This is a genomic window from Vulcanococcus sp. Clear-D1 (assembly GCF_014654725.1).
Taxonomy (GTDB): Bacteria; Cyanobacteriota; Cyanobacteriia; order PCC-6307; family Cyanobiaceae; genus Vulcanococcus.
On the sequence record NZ_JACVZV010000018.1, the window covers coordinates 30646 to 52776 of the forward strand.

Genomic DNA, 22131 nt, shown 5'->3' on the forward strand with positions numbered 1-22131 from the left:
GATCTGTCCAGGCTAAACCCGCTGGACGCGGCTTCGAATGCCGAGCGATGTGTAAGGAATGCCGAAACGCAGGGCGCGTGCCGTTACAGCAGGGTTACAGCCAGGGGTCGTCTTCCGCTTCTTCAGATCGACGGCGGCGAGATCGGAGCGCATCTGCTGTGGGCGCATCCCAGTCATCCCAGGCGTCGCGAGGTTCACTCCCCTCTCGTTCAGGCCAGCGTTCAGCGGGTTCGTAGGGCTCGGCTTGCCGTTCCGGCTCCTCTTCCAACCAGCCTTCGAGGCGCTCTTCAAAACGATCGCCAGCCTGCTGGAACGAATCGCGCAGGCGCTCGGTTTCCTCCTGCAGCTGATCACGCCAGCGGCGGCCGCGGCGCAGGAATTCCTGGCGCACGCTGGCCCGCGCCAGCGGTAGGTCATCCAGACCACTCAACCCCGTAAACACCTGGCCAGGCTGCTGGTCGCTGATGCGCTCAGGGCTGAGGCGCCAACGGCTGCTGCCGGGCAGGCGCGGATCACTGCGGGCCACCAGGTAATGCACGATGCGGCCCGTGCTCAGCTCCACCGCGGCGTCGGCCACACTGCCGATCACCTCGCCGTGGCGATCGAGCAGCGCTGCTTCGATCAGGGTGGGCAGCCGATCCACCGTGGGGAGATCGGTATCAGCCCCAGGCCCCTTCACCAGGGCTTCCAGTTCACTGAAGCCACGCAACTGATCAAGGCGCCAGGCCTGGCGGCGATCGCCAAAGGCCGAGGGCTTGCTGATCCAACCGAGCAGGCGATGCACCGGGGGATGCATCCAGGCAATCGCACCGGCGCCATGGTCGATCCCCTGATCGCAACGCACCCGGCGGCACAGCAAATCGCTCAGCAGCAGTTGCTCCGGCAGGCTCACTGGCGGATCTGCACCGGCATCACCAGGTAAGTGAAGGCCGAATCATCCTGCGGTGCCAGCACCACCGGCGTTGTGGGGGCATTGCAGCGCAGTTCCACCCGCTCGGCGCTCATCGCCTTGAGGCCTTCGAGCACGTAGCGCACGTTGAAGGCGATCTGAATCGCGTCGCCGCTCACGTCGGCAGCAATCGCTTCGGATCCACTGCCCACATCCTGGGCATCAGCGCTGATGGCCAATTGGCCAGCCACGGGATCACTGGTGATCTTCACCACGTTGTTGTGCTGATCGGCCAGAACGGCCACGCGCTCCAGTGCGCCCAGCAAACCCTTGCGATCGAGCTTGAGGCTGCGGGCAAAGCTCTCAGGGATCAGCTGGCGGTAGTTGGGATAGGCGCCATCGAGGCTGCGGCTGGTGAGCACCTGATCGGCCCACTGGAACACCACCTGGCCGCGATCGCAGAACAGGCTCACCGGATCGCCGCCGCCGCGGCTGGACAGCAAGCGCTCGAGCTCCCGCAGTGATCGGGCTGGCACCGTCACATCCAGATCCGCTTCGCCGTCGGCGCTGTTCTGCAGCCGCAGCACGGCCAAGCGATGCCCATCGGTGGCGGCGCACTCCAACCCTTCAGCATCGAGACCCAGGTGCACGCCGGTGAGCAGCTGTTTGGCTTCATCGCTGCTGCTGGCAAACAGGGTGGCGCGCAGCCCCTTCACCAACACGTCGGGATCGAGCTTGATCGGTGTGGCGGCCTGGGCGAGGGGCAGCTCCGGGAAGTCTTCCGCCGGCATACCACGCATCTGGTAGCTGCCGGAGGCGCTGGTGAGTTCCACCTGCTCACCGCCTTCCTCACAGCTCAGGCTGATCGGGCTATCGGAAGGCATGCGGGCCACGATTTCGCCGAACAGACGGGCCGGCAGGGTGATGGCGCCGCTGCTATGCACCGAGGCGCTGAGGCTGGTCTGGATTCCGAGGCTCAGATCAAAACCGGTGAGGCTGAGCCGGCCGGTGCCGGCATCAGCGGTGAGCAGCACGTTGGCCAACACCGGGTGGGTGGGGCGCCCTGCCACGGCACGGCTCACCAGCTGAAGGCTGGCGTTGAGTTCGGCCTGGGAGCAGACCAGCTTCATGGCGGGGGCAAAGCGGTCCCCACGCTTCCACAACGCGCTGGGAAGTGCAACGGGCCTGGCGAGCGGTTTCCCCACTTCTCCCCAACCCGACGTCTAACGGATCAAAGGCTTTTAAAACTAAAAACCCAAACCCGTAGTCGTAGATGGTGGGGAAACCCACGGAAACGACCCAAAACGATTGCAGCACAAAGGATTTCATTTCCACATCCCTGGTGAATCCGGTTGTGAACAAACGGAGCGGCGGGCGATTTCCGCTAATTCCCGGGGCTGCGGAAAACGGATCGATTGAAGGGCTGGTTGTTCGGCTGCGTTTTCCAGTGGTCGCCTGGTCGGTTTTCCGCAGGTTGTGGGCAGACGCTTTTTCGGGTGGTTGCGACCTTCCTGGGCTCATGTGGGTGAAAAAGGCACAAAAAAACCCGCTGGGCAAACCAGCGGGTTTCAACTGAGGTGGTGAACGGCTGAAATGAGCAGCGCTGCTGCTCGCCGGTTCAGAAGCCCATCACGCGGGCCACGGTGGCCGTATCGGGCTCGAGGCCGGTGTGGAACTTGGAATCGTTGTGTTCGATGGCCGTGGTGGGGTCCTTGAGGCCGTTTCCAGTGAGCACGCACACCACCGTGGCGCCCGCGGGCACCTCCTCGCGGCGCTTGAGCAGGCCGGCCACGGAGGCGGCACTGGCGGGCTCGCAGAACACGCCTTCACCGCTGCCCAGCAGCTTGTAGGCCTCGATGATTTCGGCATCGGTGACGGCCATGAAATCGCCGTTGCTCTCGGCCCGGGCTTTGAGGGCCCGCTCCTTGTTCACTGGGTTGCCGATGCGGATGGCGGTAGCGATCGTGTCGGGCTGCTCCACGGTGTGGCCCAGCACCAGAGGGGCGGATCCAGCGGCCTGGAAGCCCATCATTCGAGGCAGCCTGCGGCTGTGACCGGCGGCCTTGTATTCGTTGAAGCCCATCCAGTAGGCGCTGATGTTGCCGGCGTTGCCCACGGGGATGCACAGCCAGTCGGGCGCCTCGCCCAGGGCATCCACCACCTCGAAGGCCGCGGTTTTTTGGCCCTGCAGGCGGAAGGGGTTCACCGAGTTCACCAAGGTGATCGGGTATTGGTTCGCCACCTCCTGCACGATCGCCAGGGCCCGATCGAAGTTGCCCTTCACCGCCAGTACTTCAGCGCCATAGAGCAGGGCCTGGGCGAGCTTGCCCTGCGCCACGTAGCCATCGGGGATCAGCACGAACGCGCGCATGCCGCCGCGGCGTGCATAGGCCGCGGCCGCAGCTGAGGTGTTGCCGGTGCTGGCGCAGATCACGGCTTCTGAGCCCGCTTCCTTGGCCTTGGAGATGGCCATGGTCATGCCCCGGTCTTTGAAGGAGCCGGTGGGGTTCAGGCCGTCATATTTCAGATACACCTTCACGCCTTTGCCGATGCGCTCGGCAATCACAGGGGCGGGGATTAGGGGCGTCGCGCCTTCATGCAGGGTGATCACCGGTGTTTTGTCGCTCACCGGCAGCCACTTGCGGTAGCCCTCGATTAGGCCCGGCCAGTCCTGCATGGCCGGGCGGGTGTGTCCCAGGCGCCGGCGAAGGGAGGACAACAGGGCCACGGGCAGCAGGGACGGTCTGGAGCCGAATCTACGGGGCGGGTTTCGCGGGCCGCTCGCTGCCGCCGGCGCTGCCCCGCAGGCCATCGAGCGGCGACTCCATAAAGAACTGGATCAGCTCACTCACCGATTTCGCTTTTTGGAGCACCGCCAGTAGGGCCGGAATGCTCACTTCCATCTCATCCACTGGGTAGGCCTTGAGGAAGCTGATGGCGCTGAGCTTGCCGCCGGTGGCCACCAGGGCATTGATCACGCCAGCCCGTAGGGCCGGAACACCCGATCGCTTGGCATAGAGCGGGTAGATGATCTGAGCGATGCGGGCCAGGAGCGCTTCGCCGAGGCGGGTGCTGAGCAGCCGGCTCGTGAGCAGCAGCGGAATCGAGAGCTCGGCCTTGAGCAGCTTGCTCACCTCCTCAGGCTTCTGCTTGGCGATCATCAGCACATCGGCCATCAGGCCCCGCGCTTTGCCCGTATCGGCCAGGTATTCCAGATCTGCCACGGCGATCGAGCGGCGGAAGGCCCCGGTCACGAACACCACGTTTTCGGCGGCGATGGCGGCGGGGCTGCTGCCGATCAAGCCCAGGCTCAGCACCGCAGCGGTGAGACGCTGACGCTTGCTGATCGGCATGGCTGGTGGCGGTGCAGTCGCCAGACCCTAGGCCGGCTTCCGCTGCAGATCAGCGCCCACCAACACATCGCGCACCAGGTGCACCACACCCCGTTCCGCCAGGCCGCGGGCCAGTTCGGCTCCCATGCGGCGCAGTTCCGTTTCCTGCAGCAGGCGCGGCACCCGTTTGAGCAGCAGCTGGGGATCGAAGCCCGGCAGCTGCGCCAGGATCGCCACCAGTCGCTGGATCGGCTCGAGCGAGAGCAGTTCGGCGTCGTTGGCGCTCATGGGCAGACGGTCGCGCAGGCCTGGCGGCCGCAGCGGCCTTGGCAGCCGCTGGCTGATGCGTAGGGCCGTTTGCCAGCCCAGGGCATCCATTTGGTTCACGGCGGCTTCTACGAGCTGGTTGCGGAGCATGCCGGCGTTGGGGGAGAACAGGAAATCGAGCACCTGATCCAGCAGGCCATCAAGGTCGAGCTGGCTGCCGCTGGCGGCACTGCTGATCAGGTTGTCGAGCCGCTGCCAGCGGAAGATCTCGCCGTCGAACAGCATTTCTTTGAGGCTGTTGCGCAGTTGCGGGTCGGGATCTTCCATCAACCGGCGGGCGAAATAGGGATAGGCGGCGCCGAGGATCTTGAAGTCGGGGTCGACGCTCAGGGCGATGCCTTCGAGCGTGACCAGCGAGCGGATGATCAGGGCGTAGTAGGGCGGCACCTGGAAGGGGAAGCGGTACATCACGCCACTGAGGTCGTCGGTGACGGCCTTGAAATCCATCCGGCTCACACCCATCTCCAGGGCCTGGCCGAACACGCTCTCGAAGGCCGGCACGATCGGCGAGAGATCCACGTCTTCCGCCAGGAAGCCGAGGCTCACGAAATCTTTGGAGAGCTTTCCGAAATTGCGGTTCACCAGGTGCACCACCGCCTGGATCAGCCCGGTGCGGCTCTCGCGGCTCACCTCGCTCATCATCCCGAAATCGAGATAGGCGAGGCGCCCATCGGGCAGGGCCAGCAGGTTGCCAGGGTGGGGATCGGCGTGGAAGAAGCCGTGCTCGAGCAGCTGTTGCAGCGAGCAGTTCACCCCGACGGTCACCATGTCGTCGGGATCGATGCCGAGTTCGCGCACCGCCTCGAGGTTGGTGAGTTTCACCCCATCGATCCACTCCATGGTGAGCACCCGCCGGGCGGTGGCATGGCGATAGATGCGTGGAACTGCAATGCGGGGGTTGTGGGCGTGCAGGGCCGCAAACGTTTCGGCGTTGGTGGCTTCATTGCAGTAATCCATCTCCTCGAATACCCGCTTACCCAGCTCATCGATCAGAGCCACCAGATCGGAGCGGATCAGGCCGATGTTGCGGTTGAGCCAGGCCGCGATATTCCGCACGATGTAGAGATCGAGCGTGATCTGCTCACGCAGGCCCGGGCGCTGCACCTTCACAGCCACCTTCTCGCCACTCAGCAACACACCGCGGTGCACCTGACCAAGAGAGGCGGCAGAGATCGGCTCCCGCTCGAGCTCGGCGTAGATCGTGTCGATCGGAGCGCCGAGGTCTTCTTCGATGCAGGCCATCGCCAGGGCCGAATCAAAGCCTGGGAGCTGGTCTTGCAGGCCCGCCAGCTCTTCCAGGAGCAGGGGCGGAATGATGTCCGGTCGGGTGGAAAGGGCCTGGCCGGCCTTGATGAAGGCGGGGCCCAGGGAGGCCACCAGGTCCGCGGCTTCCTTGGCCCGGGCGCGGGCGTGCTCGGGGTTGGCAAGACGGCGGGTGAGCCAGTCGATCCCCACGCTCAGCAGGTAGAGGCCGATCGGAACGAGCGTTTGCCAGACGCGCCGGATCAGGCGTTGGGGGGCGCCGGCGTAAATGCGGCTGATGGCGGCTGGGTCGTACTCGAGCAGACCTGAAACCTCGATGAAGTCGCTGAGGTCGGCCTGGTGGGTGGTGGTGGTTTCTACTTCCGGCGCTGCGCTGCGCACTGTTTCTGTACTTTCTGTACAGATCCCGGATTCCGCTTCGCTGGGTGTTGCGTTGAGGGCCTTCGTTTCGACTGTGCCGGCTTCGATCGCAACGCCATTGGCTTCGTTGCCCAGAACGGTGCGGCGCATGGCGGCGCTGGCGGCTTCCAAGGGTGTAAGCGAAGGCGTCGGGTTTGGCATGCCGCGGGTTGGGGCCCCGGGTGCCCTTTGAGGGTTGTCCCTCTTCTAAACGAAAGACACAGCCGCTACGGTCGGGCCGACTACCCGGCTGCTGCCGCGTCGCCCTCTTGCTCACAGGACTGCGCCTTCAGAACATCGCGCTGATTGAGCAGTTGCAGCTCGATTTCAGCGGTGGATTCACGGTGCTCACCGGTGAAACCGGCGCCGGTAAATCCATTCTTTTGGATGCCCTCGATGCGTTGCTCGGCGGCAGCGGCCCCCGTTTGCTCCGCCAGGGCAGTGATCGCGGTGTGATCGAGGCCAGCTTTAGCCTCACGCCTCCGCTCCGGAGCTGGTTGGAGCAGCAGGAGCTCGAGGCAGAAGAGGGCGAAATTCTGCTCAGCCGCGAATGGCGCCTCAGCGACGATCGCCTCAACAGTCGTCACCGGCTCAATGGGGTGGCGGTGAACAGAGCCCAGATCCAGGAGTTGCGCCCGCTCCTGCTGGATCTCACCGTGCAAGGCCAAACCCAGCAGTTGGCGCGCCCTGGGCAGCAACGGCGTTGGTTGGATCGCTATGCCGGCGAGGTGCTCCAGGCCCTCTTGATTCCGGTGTCGGAGGCCTACCGCAGCTGGCGTTCCGCTGCCCAGCAGCTGGAGCAGGCCCGCAGCAACTGGGAGCAGCTGCATCAGGAGCGCGAGCGCCAGGAGCAATTGCTGGTGGATCTCGAGGCGGCCCAGCTGGAGGATCCCGCCGAGCGCGAGCAGCTCCAGGCCGAGGAGAACCGTCTCGCCCATGGAGTGCGCCTGCAGGAAGGGGTGATGACGCTCCTCGGTCGCCTGGTGGATGGGGCCGATGACGCCCCGTCCGCCCTCGACCATCTGGCCGCCTGCGAGGGGGAGCTAGCGGCGATGCAGCAGCTGGATCCCTCGATCGCTGACCTGGCGGGCCAGGCCAGCGAGGCACTGGCTCAGTTGCAGGATCTGGTCCGCGAGCTGGATCGTTATGGCGCCTCGCTGGAGAGCGATCCAGACAGCCTCGGCCAGCTGCAGGAGCGCATCGCCCAGCTCAAAGCACTGGAGCGGCGCCACGGCAAAACCCTGGCCGAGCTGATTGATTGGCGCGATCAGTTGCGGGAACAGCTGGCGCCTGGCGGCGCTGAGGCCAACTTGGAAGCGCTTGAAGCAGCTGAGCTGGCCGCCCGACGCCAGCGCGACCGATACAACGGCGACCTCACCACGGCGCGCCAGGCCGCTGCCGCGCGCCTGGAGGACCAATTAATGGAGGCTCTGCGCCCCATGGGCCTGGCCAATGTGCGCTTCAGTGTGGCGATCGAGCCGGCTGCTCCTGGTGAGGAGGGGGCTGATGCGCTGCAGTTCCTGTTCTCGGCCAACCCTGGCCAGCCCCTGGCACCGCTGGCGGAGGTGGCCTCCGGTGGTGAGATGAGTCGCTTCCTTCTGGCCCTGAAAACCTGCCTGGCCGCGGCGGATCAACACGTGACGCTGCTGTTTGATGAGATCGACACCGGCGTGAGCGGCCGCGTGAGTGGCGCCATGGCCGAGCTCCTCCAGCGCCTGGCCCAGCAGCGCCAGGTGTTTTGCGTCACCCACCAGCCCCTCGTGGCCGCCGCGGCCGACCATCACTTCCGCGTGGCTAAGGAGGTGCGGGGCGGCGTCACCCACACGCAAGTGTCCCAACTGCGGGACACCCAGGCCCGCCAGGCGGAACTGGCGGAACTGGCGGGTGGCGATTCAGGTGAAACCCGCAGCTATGCGGCCAGCCTGCTGAAGCGGGCGTAAGGATGTAAGGAAGCCTTTCATAAGGATTGAAGGGCGTTGGTTCCTGTCATGACGATCGAGCTCGCCACGCTGACGGCCAAGGGGCAGGTGACCGTCTCCAAGGCCTCGCGCACGGCCTTGGGACTGCGCCAGGGTGATCAGTTGTCGTGGGAGCTGCAGGACGGCGCCGTGCGGGTCAAGCCTGTAACGCCGATGGATCTCACTTACCTGCGCGGGCTCGAAGCTGGCCTGCAGGAATGGACCAGCGCAGCCGACGACGAGGCTTTTGCGGATCTGTGACGCCTTACCCCAGCTTTTCGCTCGTTCGCGTTCCGTTTCCGTTCACAGACCGCGCTGTTTAGAAGCGACGCCCTGCACTGGTGGTGTCGGCTCCCGATTTTCAAAACCAGAGTGGTCATCTCATCCTGGCGATGGTGACCACGGCGAACCAGTCCAGCTGGCCTCTGGATTGGCTCATTCAGGAGTTGGAGGGAACGGGGTTGCCGAAGCCCTGTCTGGTGCGTCGCAAGTTGTTCAGCCTCGATGAGCGCCTGATCTTGGGCCGCCTTGGAGCGTTGGCCGATCAGGATCGTTCAGGTGTTGCAGCACACCTCCGGCGCCTCATCCCCAGCGACTGAGCAAACCTGCAACCAGCCAGCGCCCGTAGACTCCCCTATTCCCGAGCCGCCTGGATGCCCCGCGCCCTCGCCAAAAGCGTGAACGAGAAGGCTGCGCTTCAGGCTCTGAACGGTGGCTCCTTGGAGGACGTGATCCGGGTGCGAGGCGCCCGGCAGCACAACCTCAAAAACGTCGACGTCACGATTCCGCGCAACCAGCTGGTGGTGTTCACCGGGGTGAGCGGTAGCGGCAAGAGCTCACTGGCGTTCGACACGATCTTTGCGGAGGGGCAGCGCCGCTACGTCGAAAGCCTGTCGGCGTATGCGCGGCAATTCCTCGGGCAGGTGGATAAGCCCGATGTGGATGCGATCGAAGGGCTTTCACCCGCCATTTCGATCGACCAGAAATCCACCAGCCACAATCCGCGCTCCACGGTCGGCACCGTCACCGAGATTCAGGACTACCTGCGTCTGTTGTTCGGCCGCGCCGGTGAACCTCACTGCCCGGATTGCGATCGCTCGATCCGGCCCCAATCGATCGACGAGATGGTCGATCAGATCCTCACGCTGCCAGAGGGCACGCGCTATCAGCTGTTGGCTCCGGTGGTGCGCGGCAAGAAGGGCACCCATGTGAAGTTGCTGAGCGGCCTGGTTGCCGAGGGCTTCGCGCGGGTGCGCATCAACGGCGAGGTGCGTGAGCTCGCCGACAACATCGAGCTCGACAAGAACCACGCCCACAACATTGAAGTGGTGGTGGATCGTTTGGTGTCGCGCGAGGGCATTCAGGAGCGGCTCACCGATTCGTTGCGCACCGCCCTTAAGCGCGGCGATGGGCTGGCGCTGGTGGAGGTGGTGCCTAAGGCGGATGAGGCATTGCCGGAAGGCGTGGAGCGCGAGCGGCTCTACTCCGAGAACTTCGCCTGTCCGGTGCATGGCGCCGTGATGGAGGAGCTCTCACCACGGCTGTTCTCGTTCAACAGCCCCTATGGCGCCTGCGCCGATTGCCACGGCATCGGCCATCTGCGCCAATTCACGATGGAGCGGGTGATCCCCGATCCATCGCAACCGGTGTATGCCGCTGTGGCGCCCTGGGCTGAGAAAGACAACGCCTACTACTTCTCGCTGCTTTATTCGGTAGGCGAGGCCTTCGGCTTCGAGATCAAAACCCCCTGGAACGAACTCACCCCGGAGCAGCACGAGGTGTTGCTGCACGGCTCTAAGGAGCCCATTCCGATTCAGGCCGATAGCCGTTACCGCAAATCGCAGACCTACGTGCGGCCCTTCGAGGGGATCCTGCCGATCCTGGAGCGCCAGCTGCGCGATGCCAGCGGCGAATCGATGCGCCAGAAGCTGGAGAAATTTCTGGAGCTGGTGCCTTGTTCCAGCTGCCAGGGTCTGCGGCTCAAGCCGGAAGCTCTGGCGGTGCGAGTTGGCCCCTACCGCATCCACGAGCTCACCAGCACCAGCGTGGGCGAGAGCCTGCGCCGGATCGAAGAGCTGATGGGTGTGGGTGCCCATGAAGGTGACACGCCGCTGCTCAGCCCCCGTCAGATCCAGATCGGCGATTTGGTGCTGCGCGAGATCCGCATGCGCCTCAAGTTTCTGCTGGATGTGGGCCTCGACTACCTGAGCCTCGATCGCCCGGCGATGACGCTCAGCGGCGGTGAAGCCCAGCGCATCCGCTTGGCCACCCAGATCGGCGCCGGCCTCACCGGCGTGCTCTACGTGCTCGACGAGCCGAGCATCGGCCTGCACCAGCGCGACAACGACCGCCTGCTCAACACGCTGATCAAGCTGCGCGACCTCGGCAACACCCTGATCGTGGTGGAGCACGACGAAGACACGATCCGCGCCGCCGATTACATCGTCGACATCGGCCCCGGTGCCGGCGTGCATGGCGGCCACATCGTGGCCGAGGGCGATTTCAACGCCTTGATCAGCGCGGAAGACTCGCTCACCGGTGCCTACCTGAGCGGTCGCCGCTCGATCCCCACCCCGGCTGAGCGCCGCGACACCGGTTCCCGCAAGCTCACCCTGGTGGGCTGTGCGCGCAACAACCTCTCCGGCTTCGATGTGGAGTTTCCGCTCGGCCGCCTGGTGTGTGTGACCGGGGTGAGTGGCAGCGGCAAAAGCACGATGGTGAACGAGCTGCTGCACCCGGCACTGGAGCACAAGCTCGGCATGAAGGTGCCCTTCCCCTCTGGCGTGCAGGAGCTGAAGGGGATCAAGGCGATCGACAAGGTGATTGTGATCGACCAGAGCCCGATCGGCCGCACGCCCCGCTCCAACCCCGCCACCTACACCGGTGCTTTTGATCCAATCCGTCAGGTGTTCGCCGCCACGGTGGAGGCCAAGGCCCGCGGCTATCAGGTGGGGCAGTTCAGCTTCAACGTGAAGGGCGGTCGCTGCGAAGCCTGCAGCGGTCAGGGCGTGAACGTGATCGAGATGAACTTCCTGCCCGATGTCTACGTGCAGTGCGACGTGTGCAAAGGCGCGCGCTACAACCGCGAGACCTTGCAGGTGAAATACAAGGGCCACACCATCGCCGACGTGTTGGAGATGACCGTGGAGCAAGCCTGTGAGGTGTTCTCCGCCATCCCCCAGGCCGCCGATCGCCTGCGCACTCTGGTTGATGTGGGACTGGGCTACGTGAAGCTGGGCCAGCCGGCCCCCACCCTCTCGGGTGGTGAAGCCCAGCGGGTGAAGCTCGCCACCGAGCTCTCCAAACGCGCCACCGGTAAAACGCTTTATCTGATCGACGAACCCACCACCGGCCTCAGCTTCTATGACGTGCACAAGCTGATGGATGTGATTCAGCGATTAGTGGATAAGGGCAATTCTGTGCTGGTGATTGAGCATAATTTGGACGTGATTCGCTGCTCTGACTGGATCATCGATTTGGGTCCAGAAGGTGGCGACAAGGGCGGACAGATCGTTGTGACGGGCACGCCGGAAACCGTTGCTGCTCATCCCACCTCTCATACAGGTCGCTATCTCAAGCAGGTGCTGGAGCAACATCCGCCGCAGCCTGTGGCGGCTTGATCAGTCAACGAGCACGATCACGTCTTGAGCTCGTACCCCATTGCCTTGTAGCCCCGTAGCCGCCGCTCCCACATGCGCTGCGTGATCGGATGGCCGTGATCGAGCCAGTCGATGATGCGCACGCTGATTTTACCGGCTTGTTGCCGATGCAAACGACCGGCGTACTGCTGCAAGGTGCCCCTCCACGACACGGGCATCGCCAGCAGCAGCGTGTCGAGAGGCGGATGGTCGAATCCTTCGCCGACCAAGCGCCCTGTGGCCACCACGATGCGGGGGGTGTCTGGCGGGAGTGCCTCGAGCGCAGCCAGGGTGGCGTTGCGCTTGCGCGGGCCCAGACGGCCATGCAGCACGAACAGTGCGTTCACCTGTGGTTCGAGCGCACTGGCAATGGCTGTGATGTGGTTCGTGCGTTCGCTCAGGAGCAACACATTGCGGCCCTCCTGCCAGGCGTCCAGGGCTGCAGCCACGATCTGATCCGTGCGGTCCTGATCCTCTGCCAGCCGGCGCATCAGCTCCTGAACCGGCAGGTCGCTCGGCAGGGTTGCCGGCAGTTGGTGTGTACGGCTCACGAGCTCCAGCGTCTGCGGGGCTCCGGCGGGTTGGCTGGCTCGGTGCCGGATCGGGCCGCACTGCATGAACAGGATCGGTTGCAGTCCATCCCGGCGCACCGGTGTGGCGGACAGCCCAAGCACATAGCGGGCTTTCACCGCCTTGAGCACAGCCTCGAAGGAAGCGGCGGCGATGTGGTGGCATTCATCCACGATCACCTGCCCGTAGGTCTGCACCAGTGGATTCACGTCCCCCTGGCGCACCAGGGACTGCATCACGGCGATATCCAGATGGCCGCTGGGTCGGGTTTTGCCACCACCAATTGAACCGATCGCCTCGGGAGGTGGGTTGAGAAAGCTCTGCAGTCGTTCCTGCCACTGCCGCAGCAGCTCGGCGCGATGCACGAGCACCAGGGTGTTCACGTTGCGGCGGGCTGTGATCGCGGCGGCCACCACGGTTTTGCCGAAGGCCGTGGGTGCCTGCAGTACCCCGATGTCATGGCGGATCATGGCTGCCACCGAAGTGTCCTGGTCGCCGCGCAGTTGGCCAGCGAACGCCAGGTTCAGCGTTGAGCCGTTCTCGCGTTCATCCACCAGATCCGCCTGGATTCCCTGTTCTGCGAGCAGGGTCTGCACCGCTTCGAGGCAACCGCGCGGCAGAGCGATGTGTTGTGGAAAGTTCTCCGCGCATCCGATCACCCGCGGGGTGTTCCATACAGAGAGACGCATCGCCTGGGCTTTGTAGAAGGCCGGATTGGCGAAAGCGGCCAGGCGCACCAGGCGATTCAGCAGTGCCTGCGGCAGCCCGGCGCGCTCCACATACAGCCGATCCGCCAGGGTGAGGCGCAGCGATGAAGGCAGCGGACCACTCAGTTTTGGCAGTGTCGTTGCGGTCTGCCAGGGGGTGGCCAGGTCTTCCTCGTCGATGAAGCTCAGGTCCAGTGGATGCGCTCCGCCTGTGGCGTTCTGGATCACGTTCTCGAGCGCGGCCACCGGCATCCTGTGCAGCGAGGCCAGATAGGCCCACTGATCCGGGTAAGGCCTGAGCTCCTCATCCACGAACACGCTGCAGCCTCGTTGTCGGGGCTCTTTCTGCAGGGGCAGAGCGATCAGGTTGCCGAAGCCGCCTTTGGGCATGGCGTCCTGGTTGGGAAACAAGCGGTCGTAGGAGCTGAGCCGCAGCTGTCTGGTCGCGGCGCAGGTGTGGCTGATCAGGGCTGCCCCGAGGCTGCGTGCCTCCCGTGCCGGCACCGCTTCCTCGAAGAACACCCACACATGGGCGCCCTGCCCGGAGCGTGAGATCTCCAGGACCGCCGGCACCTCCAGTTCCCGGCACGACCGCAGCAAGGCTTGGGCGTCCTCACGCCAGTCCTCCTCGTCAAAGTCAACCGCCAACAGGAAGCAGTGGTCGTTCTCCAGTAACGGATAGAGGCCGAGGGTGTGCTCGCCGGCGAGATGGCCATAGATCGCCGCGTCCGTGACGGGCAGGAGCTCCCGGTGCTGGCAGTCGCGGCAGGCCACACGTGGCTTCTCGCAGACACCTTCCCGCCATTCGTTGGCGCAGGCGGGCGCGTAGCCCGAGCGCCCGCTCCGTTCGCTGTGCCAGCGCAGGGCGTAGACGTCCTCCCGGCCGCGGAAGAGTTGCCGGAACAGCTTTACTTTCTGCTGGGTTGAGAGGCCGCTCGTTTCGGCAGGCTCCCAGTCGATGCCGTGAGCCTCAAGCAGCGCGATCAGTCGGGCGTTTTCGCGGCGCAGTCGTTCCAGTTCCCGGGCGTCGGTGTCAGACACGGGTCATCGTCAGCGCAGCACCTGGATGTCCAGATCCAACGCCAGCTGCTTCCAGACGCGGTCACAGGTCACGACGGGGAGCCCGAGGCGCAGCCCCAGACTCAGGCAGGCTCGATCACCCAGCGATAAGCCCAGCTGTCGCGTGGAAGCCCACAGCTGGCCCGCCGTGTCGCCATCGGCTGGCAGGAATGGCTCGACACGCATTCCCAGAGCCTGCAGGTCTTCCCGCATTCCTGTCACATCCACGCCGGCAGAGATCGATTTCTGCACCACTTCGGCCCAGTTCACGCTGGCCATCAGGGCATCCGAGAGCAGAGCATCCACCAGCTCGGAGCCGGCCTCCTGCTGCAGATACGCGAGCAAGGCGGATGCATCCAGAACGACCGTCATCCAGCACCCTTGCCTTGACCTTCCTCGCGGCGTTCAGCGATCAATTCATCAGCCAGATCACGGTTGCCAGGCACCTGCGCGAAGCGCGCCTGCAGCCGCTGCTTGATCTGGTCCGCTTTTTCCAGCACGAGCCGTCCGGATTCCTGGCGCGCCACCAGCCGATCGCCTTCGCCAAGGCCCAGCGAGCGGCGTAACGGTGCGGGGATCACAAGTCGCCCCTGGCGACCAAGGCTCACTTCAGCTGGGAGGGATGGTTCAGGCATCAGCGTGGAAGCTGCCACGGTTGTGGTTTAGTGCCACACAGCTTAGTTCGTGCCACTGGAGCAAGTGTGTGTCAGGCCTGCCAGATCTCTGCTAAGTCGATCTGCAGACCAGGGAAGAGCTCTCCTGCATCCAGGGTTGTGACCGCCGCGAGGCGCTGCGGCGGGGCCTCACCGGCCTGCCAGATCTCCACTGCCTGTTCGGCGGGCAGCAGCAGCCAGCCAAGCCGGGCGCCATTGCGGCGGTAGAGCTCCATCTTCTGGTGCAGTGCGGTGCCGCCGCGCGGCCCTTCATCGCTGGGACTGGCCAGCTCCACCACCAGATCCGGGCAGAGCGGCGCGAAGCTGCGCTGTTGTTCCGGGGTCAATGCCTGCCAGCGTTCGAGATGCACCAGCGATGCATCCGGGCTGAGCACGGATCCGTCCGGCAGGCGGCTGGCTCGTAGGGCCAGGCCCAAAGCACGACCAGCGTGCTGGTGCGTGCGCTGGTCTCACTGCCGGTGGGCGTCGTGGTGATCAGGTGGCCATCGGCGGAGAGTTCCAGAACGGCATCTGGATTGGCCTCACACACCAGCTCAAACTGCTCTGGGCTCAACCGCAGCTGCTGGGCTAGCTGCACAGGCCAGTGCAGGGGCTCCAGGCATGGGGCATCGGGTGCTGTTGCAACCACCAGAGAACCTCAGGCTTGCCGTGTATTCAGGTTAAGAGCGGTGTCGCGAGGACGCTCGACATAGGATGCGTTGATGTTGACGCATCACAGCATCATGCGGACAACGCTCGATATCGACGACGACGTGCTCAGGGCTGCCAAGGAGCTGGCCCAACGGGAGCGGGTGTCCGCTGGGCAGGTGGTGTCACGTTTGCTCAGGCAGGCGATGACCGCATCGCAATCGCCAGCGCCGGTTGCACCTGAGGGCGTGGCGGGATTCCGGCCCTTCAGCAGTTCAAACCCGCAGGTGGTGACGAATGAGCAGGTCAACGCCATTCGTGATCAGGAAGGGCTTTGATGCGCGCTCTGTTGGATAGCAACGTTCTCATTGCTTTGTTGGATCCCGACCATCTGATGCATGCCGCCGCGCGGCGCTGGTTGGTCAGGGAGTTGGACGTCGGCTGGGCGAGCTGTCCGGTGACACAGAACGGCGTGTTGCGGATCCTGTCCCAGCCGGCTTACCCCAATCACAGGCCCGTGGCTGAAGTGGCTGAACGGTTGGCCGAAGCCTGTAGCCATCCCAGCCATCGCTTCTGGAGCGGTGGGGTCAGCCTGATCAGCCCTGCCGGCGTGGATTGGCGTCAGCTGCTCGGGCATCGCCAGGTCACGGATGCCTATCTGCTCGCCGTTGCTGTGGCGGAGGGAGGGCGCTTTGTCAGCTTTGATCAGCGCATCTCAGTGGATCTGGTGCCGCAAGCCCGGCCTGAGCAGCTTGTGGTAATCGAGTGTGAGTCGCGTTAGTTCAGCAGCGGTACGACGCATTGCCGCCAGGAGAGGAGCAATGCCGGTGACGCCTTACGCTGGTAAGACGTTGCGTGCTATGACGTTGAGATGGATGCTCTGCTCACCCTCTCGTCCAAGGGGCAGTTGGTGATCCCGGCCCGGTTACGCCAGCTGTTGGGTCTTCAGCCTGGAGACCGGCTGGCGTTGAGTTTGGAGGCCGATGGTCTTCGCCTAGTTCCTCAGGATCCACTCAAAACCCGATCCGCCCGTGCCTTGATCGGTTGTGCTGGGTACCAGGGGCCGCGACAGAGTTTGGAGCAGATGGATCCGGCGCTGTTTGCGCAGCCATGACCCTGCCTGTGGCGCTCGACACCAATGTGTTGGTGCGGCTTCTGGTGAACGACGACCCAGCTCAGGCCGAGCTGGCCGCGGCTTGTATTGATGCCAGCGCCGGTTGTTTTGTGCCCATCACGGTGGCTTTGGAGCTGGAGTGGGTGCTGCGTGGGGCCTACAAGTTGCCGCGTGAGGGGGTGATCACGGCCTTTGAGGGGCTCCTCGCCATCCGTCACCTCCATCTCGAGCAGGAAGAGTTGGTGAGGCGAGCGTTGGATTGGCACCGCCAGGGGATGGACTTCGCCGATGCACTCCATCTCGCCCGCAGTGAGGGTTGTGGGGCCATGGTGAGTTTTGACCAGAAACTGGCCCAGATGGCAGGACAGCTGAACCTTCAGCCCAGGGTCGAATCCCCTTGATGGTGCTCGTGGCCCCTTGGCGGATTTACAGGAGCAGAGGGACCAGTTCCGCTACCGCTTCGTAGCTACCAATTCCCAAGACCTGACCGGAGCCGCTGTCGTCTTCCGCTTGAAGCTCGGCGGTATCCAGTCGCAGACTGCGGCCATCGTTTAACAACGCGGCAACGACCGGGCTGCGATCTTCCCGCAGATCGATCAGCTGATCACCGCGTTGGCTGAAGCGCACGCCGATCTGACCGATATCGCCCCGCTGGCAGCGGCGCAGGTTGTTCACCGCCAGCCGCTTGAGCTGGCCGGAGCGGCTGGCTAGCAGCACACAGCCTTCGGGGCTGACACCGGCAGCTCCCACCACGCTTTCACCCGGAAGGAGGCGCAGCAGCACGGGCCCTTGCGCGTTGCGTCCCATCACCGGCAGGTTGGCGTCGTTCACCGCCAGCCGCAGCATGCGGCCGGTGGAGCTGGCGACAACCAGCTCCTCATCGTCTCGGCAGAGCACCACCCGCTGCAGGGTCACGCCGTCTTTGAGTTTGAGCACCGAGGTGGCACGGCCGGAGAGCTCCTGGAAATCTTCGAGGGGCAGTCGCTTGAAGCGACCATCGCTGCTCAGCAGACCCACGCTGGCTCCCGCCGCTTGCTCACCACTGGGCAAAGGCAGCAGTTGCACCACCTGTTCGCCGTTCATGCCTTCCGGCAGGAATTTCTCGACCGTGCCTGGTTGCTGCCCAGCGAATTCCCAACGCAGCAGCGCCACGCGGCCCGCATCGGTGAAGGCGAGCAGCGCCGGCTTTTCGCTGATCGGCAAGATCAGTCGTGCCGGAGAGGGGTTGTCGCCCAGCGGCGCCGGCTCATCGAGGTGTAGGCGCCCCAGTAGCTGCGGACCCACCACCTTCACCTGTCCGTCGGCCTGGATCACCAGACGGCCATCGCTGGGTAGCCCTTCGAAGGCGCGCTGACGCAGCAGTTCGGTGTTAGGGCGTTGGGCGGCAGTGCGCTGGGCCACCAGTTCGTCACCGCCTTCCACCAGGCGGGTGCGGCGCGGGGTGGCGAAGCGCTTCTTCAGGGCCTTGAACTCAGCCACCATCGCGTCGAGCAGCGCCGGACGCTCATCCAGCAGATGGCGCAGCCGGGCTCGCTCCTGGCGCAGATCCTCGGCTTCTTTGCGCAGGCTTTCCTGCTCCAGCCCGGTGAGGCGCCGCAGCGGCATGGCGAGCACGGCATCGGCCTGGCGCTCGTTGAGGTCGAGATGCACCTGCAGGCTGGCCCGGGCGCTGGCGGCGTCGGGAGCGGCGGTGATCATCTCGATCACCTTGGGCAGGGCGTTCAGTGCTGTGATCAGGCCTTCCACCACCTCAAGCCGGTCTTCGGCGCGCTTGAGGGCGTGCCGGGTGCGGCGGATCAGGGTGAGCTCGCGGTAGTCGAGGAATTCGTGCAGCAGCTGGCGCAGGGTGAGCTGGATCGGCTTGCCATGCACCAGCGCCAGCAGGATCGCGCCGTAGTTGCTTTGCAGGGCGGTGCGGCGTTGCAGTTCGCCCAGCACCGTTTCTGGGTTGGCATCGCGGCGCAGTTCCACCACCACGCGCATCCCTTCCCGGTCGGATTCGTCGCGAATGTCGGCGATGCCGTTGATCTTGCCGTCGTTCACCTGCTCCGCCAGCTTCTCGATCCAGCCGGCTTTGCTCAGTTGATACGGGAGCTCTGTGATCACCACGGCGCCGCGCTTGTGGCGGCCCTTGCCGGGTTGGATCTCTTCGATGTGGGCAACGCCCCGCATCGGGATGCTGCCGCGGCCGGTCAAATACGTGTCGCGCACACCGCTGCCGATCAGCACCTCGCCGCCGGTGGGGAAGTCGGGGCCGGGCACCAGCTCCAGCAGCTTCTCGTCGCTGAGGTCCGGTTTGCGTACCAGGGCGATCAGCGCATCCACCACTTCGCCCAGGTTGTGGGGCGGGATGTTGGTGGCCATGCCCACGGCGATGCCGGTGCAGCCGTTGAGGATCAGGAAGGGCAGCTGGGCCGGCAGCACCGTGGGCTCCTGTTGGGAGCCGTCGAAATTGGGGGCGAAATCAACGGTGTCGTTGCCGATTTCATCGAGCATCGCCTCGTTGGCGATCGGTGCTAGGCGCGTTTCGGTGTACCGCATGGCGGCCGGTGGGTCGTCGTCCACCGAGCCGAAGTTGCCGTGGCCATCCAGCAGCGGGTTGCGGCTGGCGAAGGTCTGCACCAGGCGCACCAGGGCGTCGTACACGGCCTGATCGCCGTGGGGGTGGTATTTACCGAGCACGTCGCCCACCACGCGAGCGCACTTGCGGTAGGGGCGATCCGGGGTGAGCCCCAGCTCGTGCATCGCGTAGAGGATGCGGCGCTGCACAGGCTTGAGGCCATCGCGGGCGTCGGGCAAGGCCCGGCCCACAATCACGCTCATCGCGTATTCCAGGTACGAGCGCTGCATCTCCTGGTGCAGCTCGATCGGCTGGATGCGCCGGTCGTCGGATGGGTCCGGCAGCGGCTGATCGGGGCGCGCCTTGGGCATCCGTGGCTCAGGCCGGGGGGGGGAAAGTGGCGCTCAGCCTACAGATCACGGGCTTATTCGTCGCCCAGGTCGTCGTTGCCGCCAGCATTGGCCTGGGCGCGCTCCACATCTGCCTTCAGGGCCGGCTCCGTGAGCAGCCGCGCAGCCGCGCTGCGCAGCCTGGGGCCCCAGAGCTGTTCCTTCTGCCAGCTGTCGAGCACGTAATTGGGTTCTTCGGCCAGGGCCTTGGCCGCCAGCTCCAGGCTTTCGGTGTTGCCGGGGGTTTTGCTGTTCAGGGCAGCGGCCAGGGCGAGGTTGGGCTCGGCGGCGGGTTTGATGTCCAGCACACGGCGCCAGCGCTTGATCGCATCCACGTCTTTGTTCTGCTCATAGAGCACCAGGGCCTGGTTGTTGATCGCTTCCCAGAAATCGCTTCGCAGCTTTGAGGCCCGCTCAAACGCCCCCAGCGCATCGCCCGGCTTGCCCATCAGGATGAAGGCGTTGCCGAGATCGAAATAGGCACCGGCGTTGTTGCCGTCGAGCTTCAGGCCTTGGCGGATCAGTTCAGCGGCTTCTGAGGGGCGGCCGTCTTTGAGGGCCAGGGAGCCCTGGGCGAACAGGATGCCGGCGTTTTTGGGATCGAGCTCCCGCGCCTTGGCCAGCGACACCGCGGCCTCCTTGTCTTGGTTGCTGCGCAGCTGGGCCTCCGCCAGCAGCACCCAGCCGCGGGGATCGCTGGGAATCAGTTGCACGGTGAGGGCCGCCAACCGCGCCGCGTCTTCGGCCTGGCCTAATCGCAGCAGCCGCGCTGCCGCCTGGGCGATGCCAAGGCCTGCTCCCTCGAGGTTTTGCTCGCTTGGCACCACCACGTAGGGCACCAGCGCCTGCGCCGGTGCGGCGCTCAGGGCCGAAAACATCAACGGTGCTGCCGCCAGAACCTTCAACCAGCGCGCAGCCATCGATGCAGGGCGATCACCAGGCGCAGGTTAGGCAGGGGCGCTCGCTCTGACAGCCGCACGGATGTTGCGCCGCCACATCGCCGGTTTGATTCGCCGCAGGGCGGAGGCCCGCAAGCGCTCATCCCACTCGGCATCGCTCCAGTCCAGGGCCTCCTCGGCGCGCAGATCGAGCCACCAGGGGCGCGGCTTCAGATCGGGATCGCTGCTGCTGGGCAGCGCGCGCTGATTCCACGGACACACGTCCTGGCAGATGTCGCACCCAGCCACCCAGCCCTCCAGGGAATCGGCGATCGCGGTGGGGAGTTCGGGATCGCGGTTTTCGATCGTGTGAAAGGCGATGCAGCGGCGGGCATCCACCACGAAGGGTTCACGGATCGCATCGGTGGGGCAGGCCTCCAGGCAGGCGCTACAGGCACCGCAGGCCGGCACCGCCGGTGGATCGGCCGGCAGCTCGAGGGTGGTGAGCAGGTGGCCGATCAGCAGCCAGGAGCCGTGCTCGTGGCTGATCAGGTTGCTGTGTTTGCCAATCCAGCCCAGGCCGGCTTCTTCGGCCCAGGCTTTGTCGAGCAGCGGGCTGCTGTCCACACAGGCGCGCCAACCGGCGCCAGGCGCCTGGTTTTCCAGCCAGCGCCCCAGGGCTCGCAGCCGCCCATCGATCACTCGGTGGTAGTCGCGCCCCCAGCCGTAACGGGCCACCTTGAGGCTGCCGGGGGCTCGCTCCGCTTCCACCCAGTAGGGCAGCCCCACCGCCACCACGCTGCGTACCCCTGGCAGCAGCGCTTCCACCGCCCGCCGGCGCGGATCCGCCATCCAGGCCATGTCGGCTTGATGCCCCGCCGCCAGCCAGCGCTCCAGGGCGGCGGTGCGCAGCCGCAGCCGTTCGCTGCCTGCGGCGGAAGCAATGCCCACCGCTGCAAAGCCCAGCTGCCGGGCCTGTTGCTTGAGGGTGTCAGCGAGTTCCACCACCCCTACGATTGCGCGATTGCATCAGCACCACTGTGAGTTCAGCAGCGTCCGGCCGATTCGGCACCCTGTTCCGTTGGCTGGGCATCACCCTCGTGGTGCTCCTGTTCCTGCAGCTTCTGGCGGTGCTCACCGTGAACGGCTGGGGCGAAGAGAGCTTCCGCCAGCTGCTTGCCACCACGTTGGTCACCCAGTCGCCGATGGCGTTTGTGGGGATGCTGCTGATGCTGATCGGTCAGCGCCTGGATGAGCCGGTGCCTGGCCGCACCCCGCTGCGCTGGTTTGTGTGTGTGGTGAGCGCCGTGTTGGCGCTGGCCGTGTTGATCACGATTCCGGTGAGCATCAGCGGCGATCGCGCCGTGAGCGATCAGGCCAACCAGGCTTTGCTCGCTCAGCGCGGTCAACTGGAGATGGCCAAGGCCCAGCTGGAGAACCCCCAGGTGCTCGAGCAGGTGATCGCCCAGGGCGAGCAAGCCGGTCAGATCCCGGCTACCGCCAGCGATGCCGACAAGAAAAAGGCAGCTCAGGCCTTCATGAACCGCCAGCTGGATCAGGCTGAAGATCAGCTTAAGCAGGCCGAAAACCGCCGCGATCTGGCGGCCAACCAGCGCCGCATTGGCGGCACGGGCACCGCTGTTGTGCTGCTGGTGGCCTTCACCCTGCTGGCGGTGGTGGCCGTTCTGTGAGGGCGGCTGGCTAAGTTGCGGGTTGGACTCTTTTCACCGGACGCCCCGGCCTGTCA

At 65.1% G+C, this 22131-nt stretch carries 20 protein-coding genes and 1 pseudogene; 9 read left to right on the forward strand and 12 right to left on the reverse strand.

Annotation, left to right across the window (positions count from 1 at the left end; genetic code table 11):
- Positions 1–94: 94 nt before the first annotated feature.
- The 5 genes from H9532_RS06995 to H9532_RS07015 form a co-directional block, all read right to left on the reverse strand.
- On the reverse strand, positions 95–892 hold the full coding sequence (locus H9532_RS06995; protein ID WP_296366901.1) for an RNA methyltransferase: 798 nt from the start codon (positions 890–892) through the stop codon (positions 95–97).
- Positions 889–2019 (reverse strand): DNA polymerase III subunit beta, encoded by a 1131-nt coding sequence (gene dnaN / locus H9532_RS07000; RefSeq protein WP_296366903.1) that lies wholly within the window; start codon positions 2017–2019, stop codon positions 889–891. Before dnaN ends, H9532_RS06995 begins: the two co-directional genes overlap by 4 nt.
- Before the next feature lie 488 nt (positions 2020–2507).
- Entirely contained in the window at positions 2508–3566 is a 1059-nt protein-coding gene (thrC, locus tag H9532_RS07005) for a threonine synthase (protein WP_296367441.1), read from the reverse strand.
- Positions 3567–3645: 79 nt separating this feature from the next.
- On the reverse strand, positions 3646–4242 hold the full coding sequence (locus H9532_RS07010; protein WP_296366905.1) for an alpha/beta hydrolase: 597 nt from the start codon (positions 4240–4242) through the stop codon (positions 3646–3648).
- Positions 4243–4269: 27 nt separating this feature from the next.
- The gene (locus tag H9532_RS07015; RefSeq protein ID WP_296366907.1) at positions 4270–6372 is read right to left on the reverse strand and encodes an AarF/ABC1/UbiB kinase family protein; all 2103 of its coding nucleotides are present in this window, start codon (positions 6370–6372) and stop codon (positions 4270–4272) included.
- 107 nt (positions 6373–6479) lie between these two features.
- Here H9532_RS07015 and recN point away from each other — a divergent pair, with 107 nt between their 5' ends.
- The 4 genes and pseudogenes from recN to uvrA all read left to right on the forward strand — a co-directional run bounded on the left by recN (position 6480) and on the right by uvrA (position 11788).
- Positions 6480–8150, forward strand: a complete 1671-nt coding sequence (recN, locus tag H9532_RS07020; RefSeq protein ID WP_296366909.1) for a DNA repair protein RecN — start codon at positions 6480–6482, stop codon at positions 8148–8150.
- A 48-nt stretch (positions 8151–8198) separates the two neighbouring features.
- Positions 8199–8429 carry an AbrB/MazE/SpoVT family DNA-binding domain-containing protein gene (locus H9532_RS07025; protein ID WP_296366911.1) on the forward strand — a complete coding sequence of 77 codons (231 nt, stop codon included), beginning with the start codon at positions 8199–8201 and terminating at the stop codon, positions 8427–8429.
- A 74-nt stretch (positions 8430–8503) separates the two neighbouring features.
- Positions 8504–8767, forward strand: a pseudogene (locus H9532_RS07030) (type II toxin-antitoxin system PemK/MazF family toxin); the annotation flags it as partial.
- Between the two features lie 54 nt (positions 8768–8821).
- Positions 8822–11788, forward strand: a complete 2967-nt coding sequence (uvrA, locus tag H9532_RS07035; protein WP_296366913.1) for an excinuclease ABC subunit UvrA — start codon at positions 8822–8824, stop codon at positions 11786–11788.
- Between the two features lie 17 nt (positions 11789–11805).
- On the opposite strand, the gene H9532_RS07040 is transcribed toward uvrA, so the two are convergent.
- The 4 genes from H9532_RS07040 to H9532_RS16015 form a co-directional block, all read right to left on the reverse strand.
- On the reverse strand, positions 11806–14124 hold the full coding sequence (locus tag H9532_RS07040) for a DEAD/DEAH box helicase family protein (RefSeq protein WP_296366915.1): 2319 nt from the start codon (positions 14122–14124) through the stop codon (positions 11806–11808).
- A gap of 9 nt (positions 14125–14133) precedes the next feature.
- Positions 14134–14514, reverse strand: a complete 381-nt coding sequence (locus H9532_RS07045; RefSeq protein ID WP_296366917.1) for a PIN domain-containing protein — start codon at positions 14512–14514, stop codon at positions 14134–14136.
- The gene (locus tag H9532_RS07050; protein ID WP_296366919.1) at positions 14511–14777 is read right to left on the reverse strand and encodes an AbrB/MazE/SpoVT family DNA-binding domain-containing protein; all 267 of its coding nucleotides are present in this window, start codon (positions 14775–14777) and stop codon (positions 14511–14513) included. Before H9532_RS07050 ends, H9532_RS07045 begins: the two co-directional genes overlap by 4 nt.
- Before the next feature lie 71 nt (positions 14778–14848).
- Positions 14849–15190: a Uma2 family endonuclease gene (locus H9532_RS16015; RefSeq protein WP_366664539.1), complete on the reverse strand. Its 342-nt coding sequence runs from the start codon at positions 15188–15190 to the stop codon at positions 14849–14851.
- 348 nt (positions 15191–15538) lie between these two features.
- Between H9532_RS16015 and H9532_RS07060 the strand changes: the two genes are divergently transcribed.
- The 4 genes from H9532_RS07060 (at position 15539) to H9532_RS07070 (ending at position 16958) form a co-directional block, all read left to right on the forward strand.
- Positions 15539–15781, forward strand: coding sequence for a CopG family transcriptional regulator (locus H9532_RS07060; protein WP_296366921.1), 243 nt, complete (start codon positions 15539–15541; stop codon positions 15779–15781).
- Complete coding sequence (locus tag H9532_RS07065; protein WP_296366923.1) at positions 15781–16224, forward strand: TA system VapC family ribonuclease toxin; 444 nt, start codon at positions 15781–15783, stop codon at positions 16222–16224. Before H9532_RS07060 ends, H9532_RS07065 begins: the two co-directional genes overlap by 1 nt.
- Positions 16225–16314: 90 nt before the next feature.
- Complete coding sequence (locus H9532_RS16020) at positions 16315–16557, forward strand: AbrB/MazE/SpoVT family DNA-binding domain-containing protein (RefSeq protein ID WP_366664540.1); 243 nt, start codon at positions 16315–16317, stop codon at positions 16555–16557.
- A 2-nt stretch (positions 16558–16559) separates the two neighbouring features.
- Entirely contained in the window at positions 16560–16958 is a 399-nt protein-coding gene (locus H9532_RS07070) for a type II toxin-antitoxin system VapC family toxin (protein WP_366664547.1), read from the forward strand.
- Positions 16959–16983: 25 nt separating this feature from the next.
- On the opposite strand, the gene H9532_RS07075 is transcribed toward H9532_RS07070, so the two are convergent.
- From H9532_RS07075 to queG, 3 genes are read right to left on the reverse strand one after another with little or no spacing between them, the layout of a single operon-like run.
- Positions 16984–19488, reverse strand: a complete 2505-nt coding sequence (locus H9532_RS07075; protein ID WP_296366928.1) for a DNA topoisomerase (ATP-hydrolyzing) — start codon at positions 19486–19488, stop codon at positions 16984–16986.
- Between the two features lie 53 nt (positions 19489–19541).
- Entirely contained in the window at positions 19542–20426 is an 885-nt protein-coding gene (locus tag H9532_RS07080) for a hypothetical protein (protein ID WP_296366930.1), read from the reverse strand.
- A 27-nt stretch (positions 20427–20453) separates the two neighbouring features.
- Positions 20454–21392, reverse strand: a complete 939-nt coding sequence (queG, locus tag H9532_RS07085) for a tRNA epoxyqueuosine(34) reductase QueG (protein ID WP_296366932.1) — start codon at positions 21390–21392, stop codon at positions 20454–20456.
- Between the two features lie 32 nt (positions 21393–21424).
- On the opposite strand from queG, the gene H9532_RS07090 reads away from it, so the two are divergent.
- On the forward strand, positions 21425–22075 hold the full coding sequence (locus tag H9532_RS07090; RefSeq protein ID WP_296366934.1) for an HpsJ family protein: 651 nt from the start codon (positions 21425–21427) through the stop codon (positions 22073–22075).
- The last annotated feature ends 56 nt before the right edge of the window (positions 22076–22131 follow it).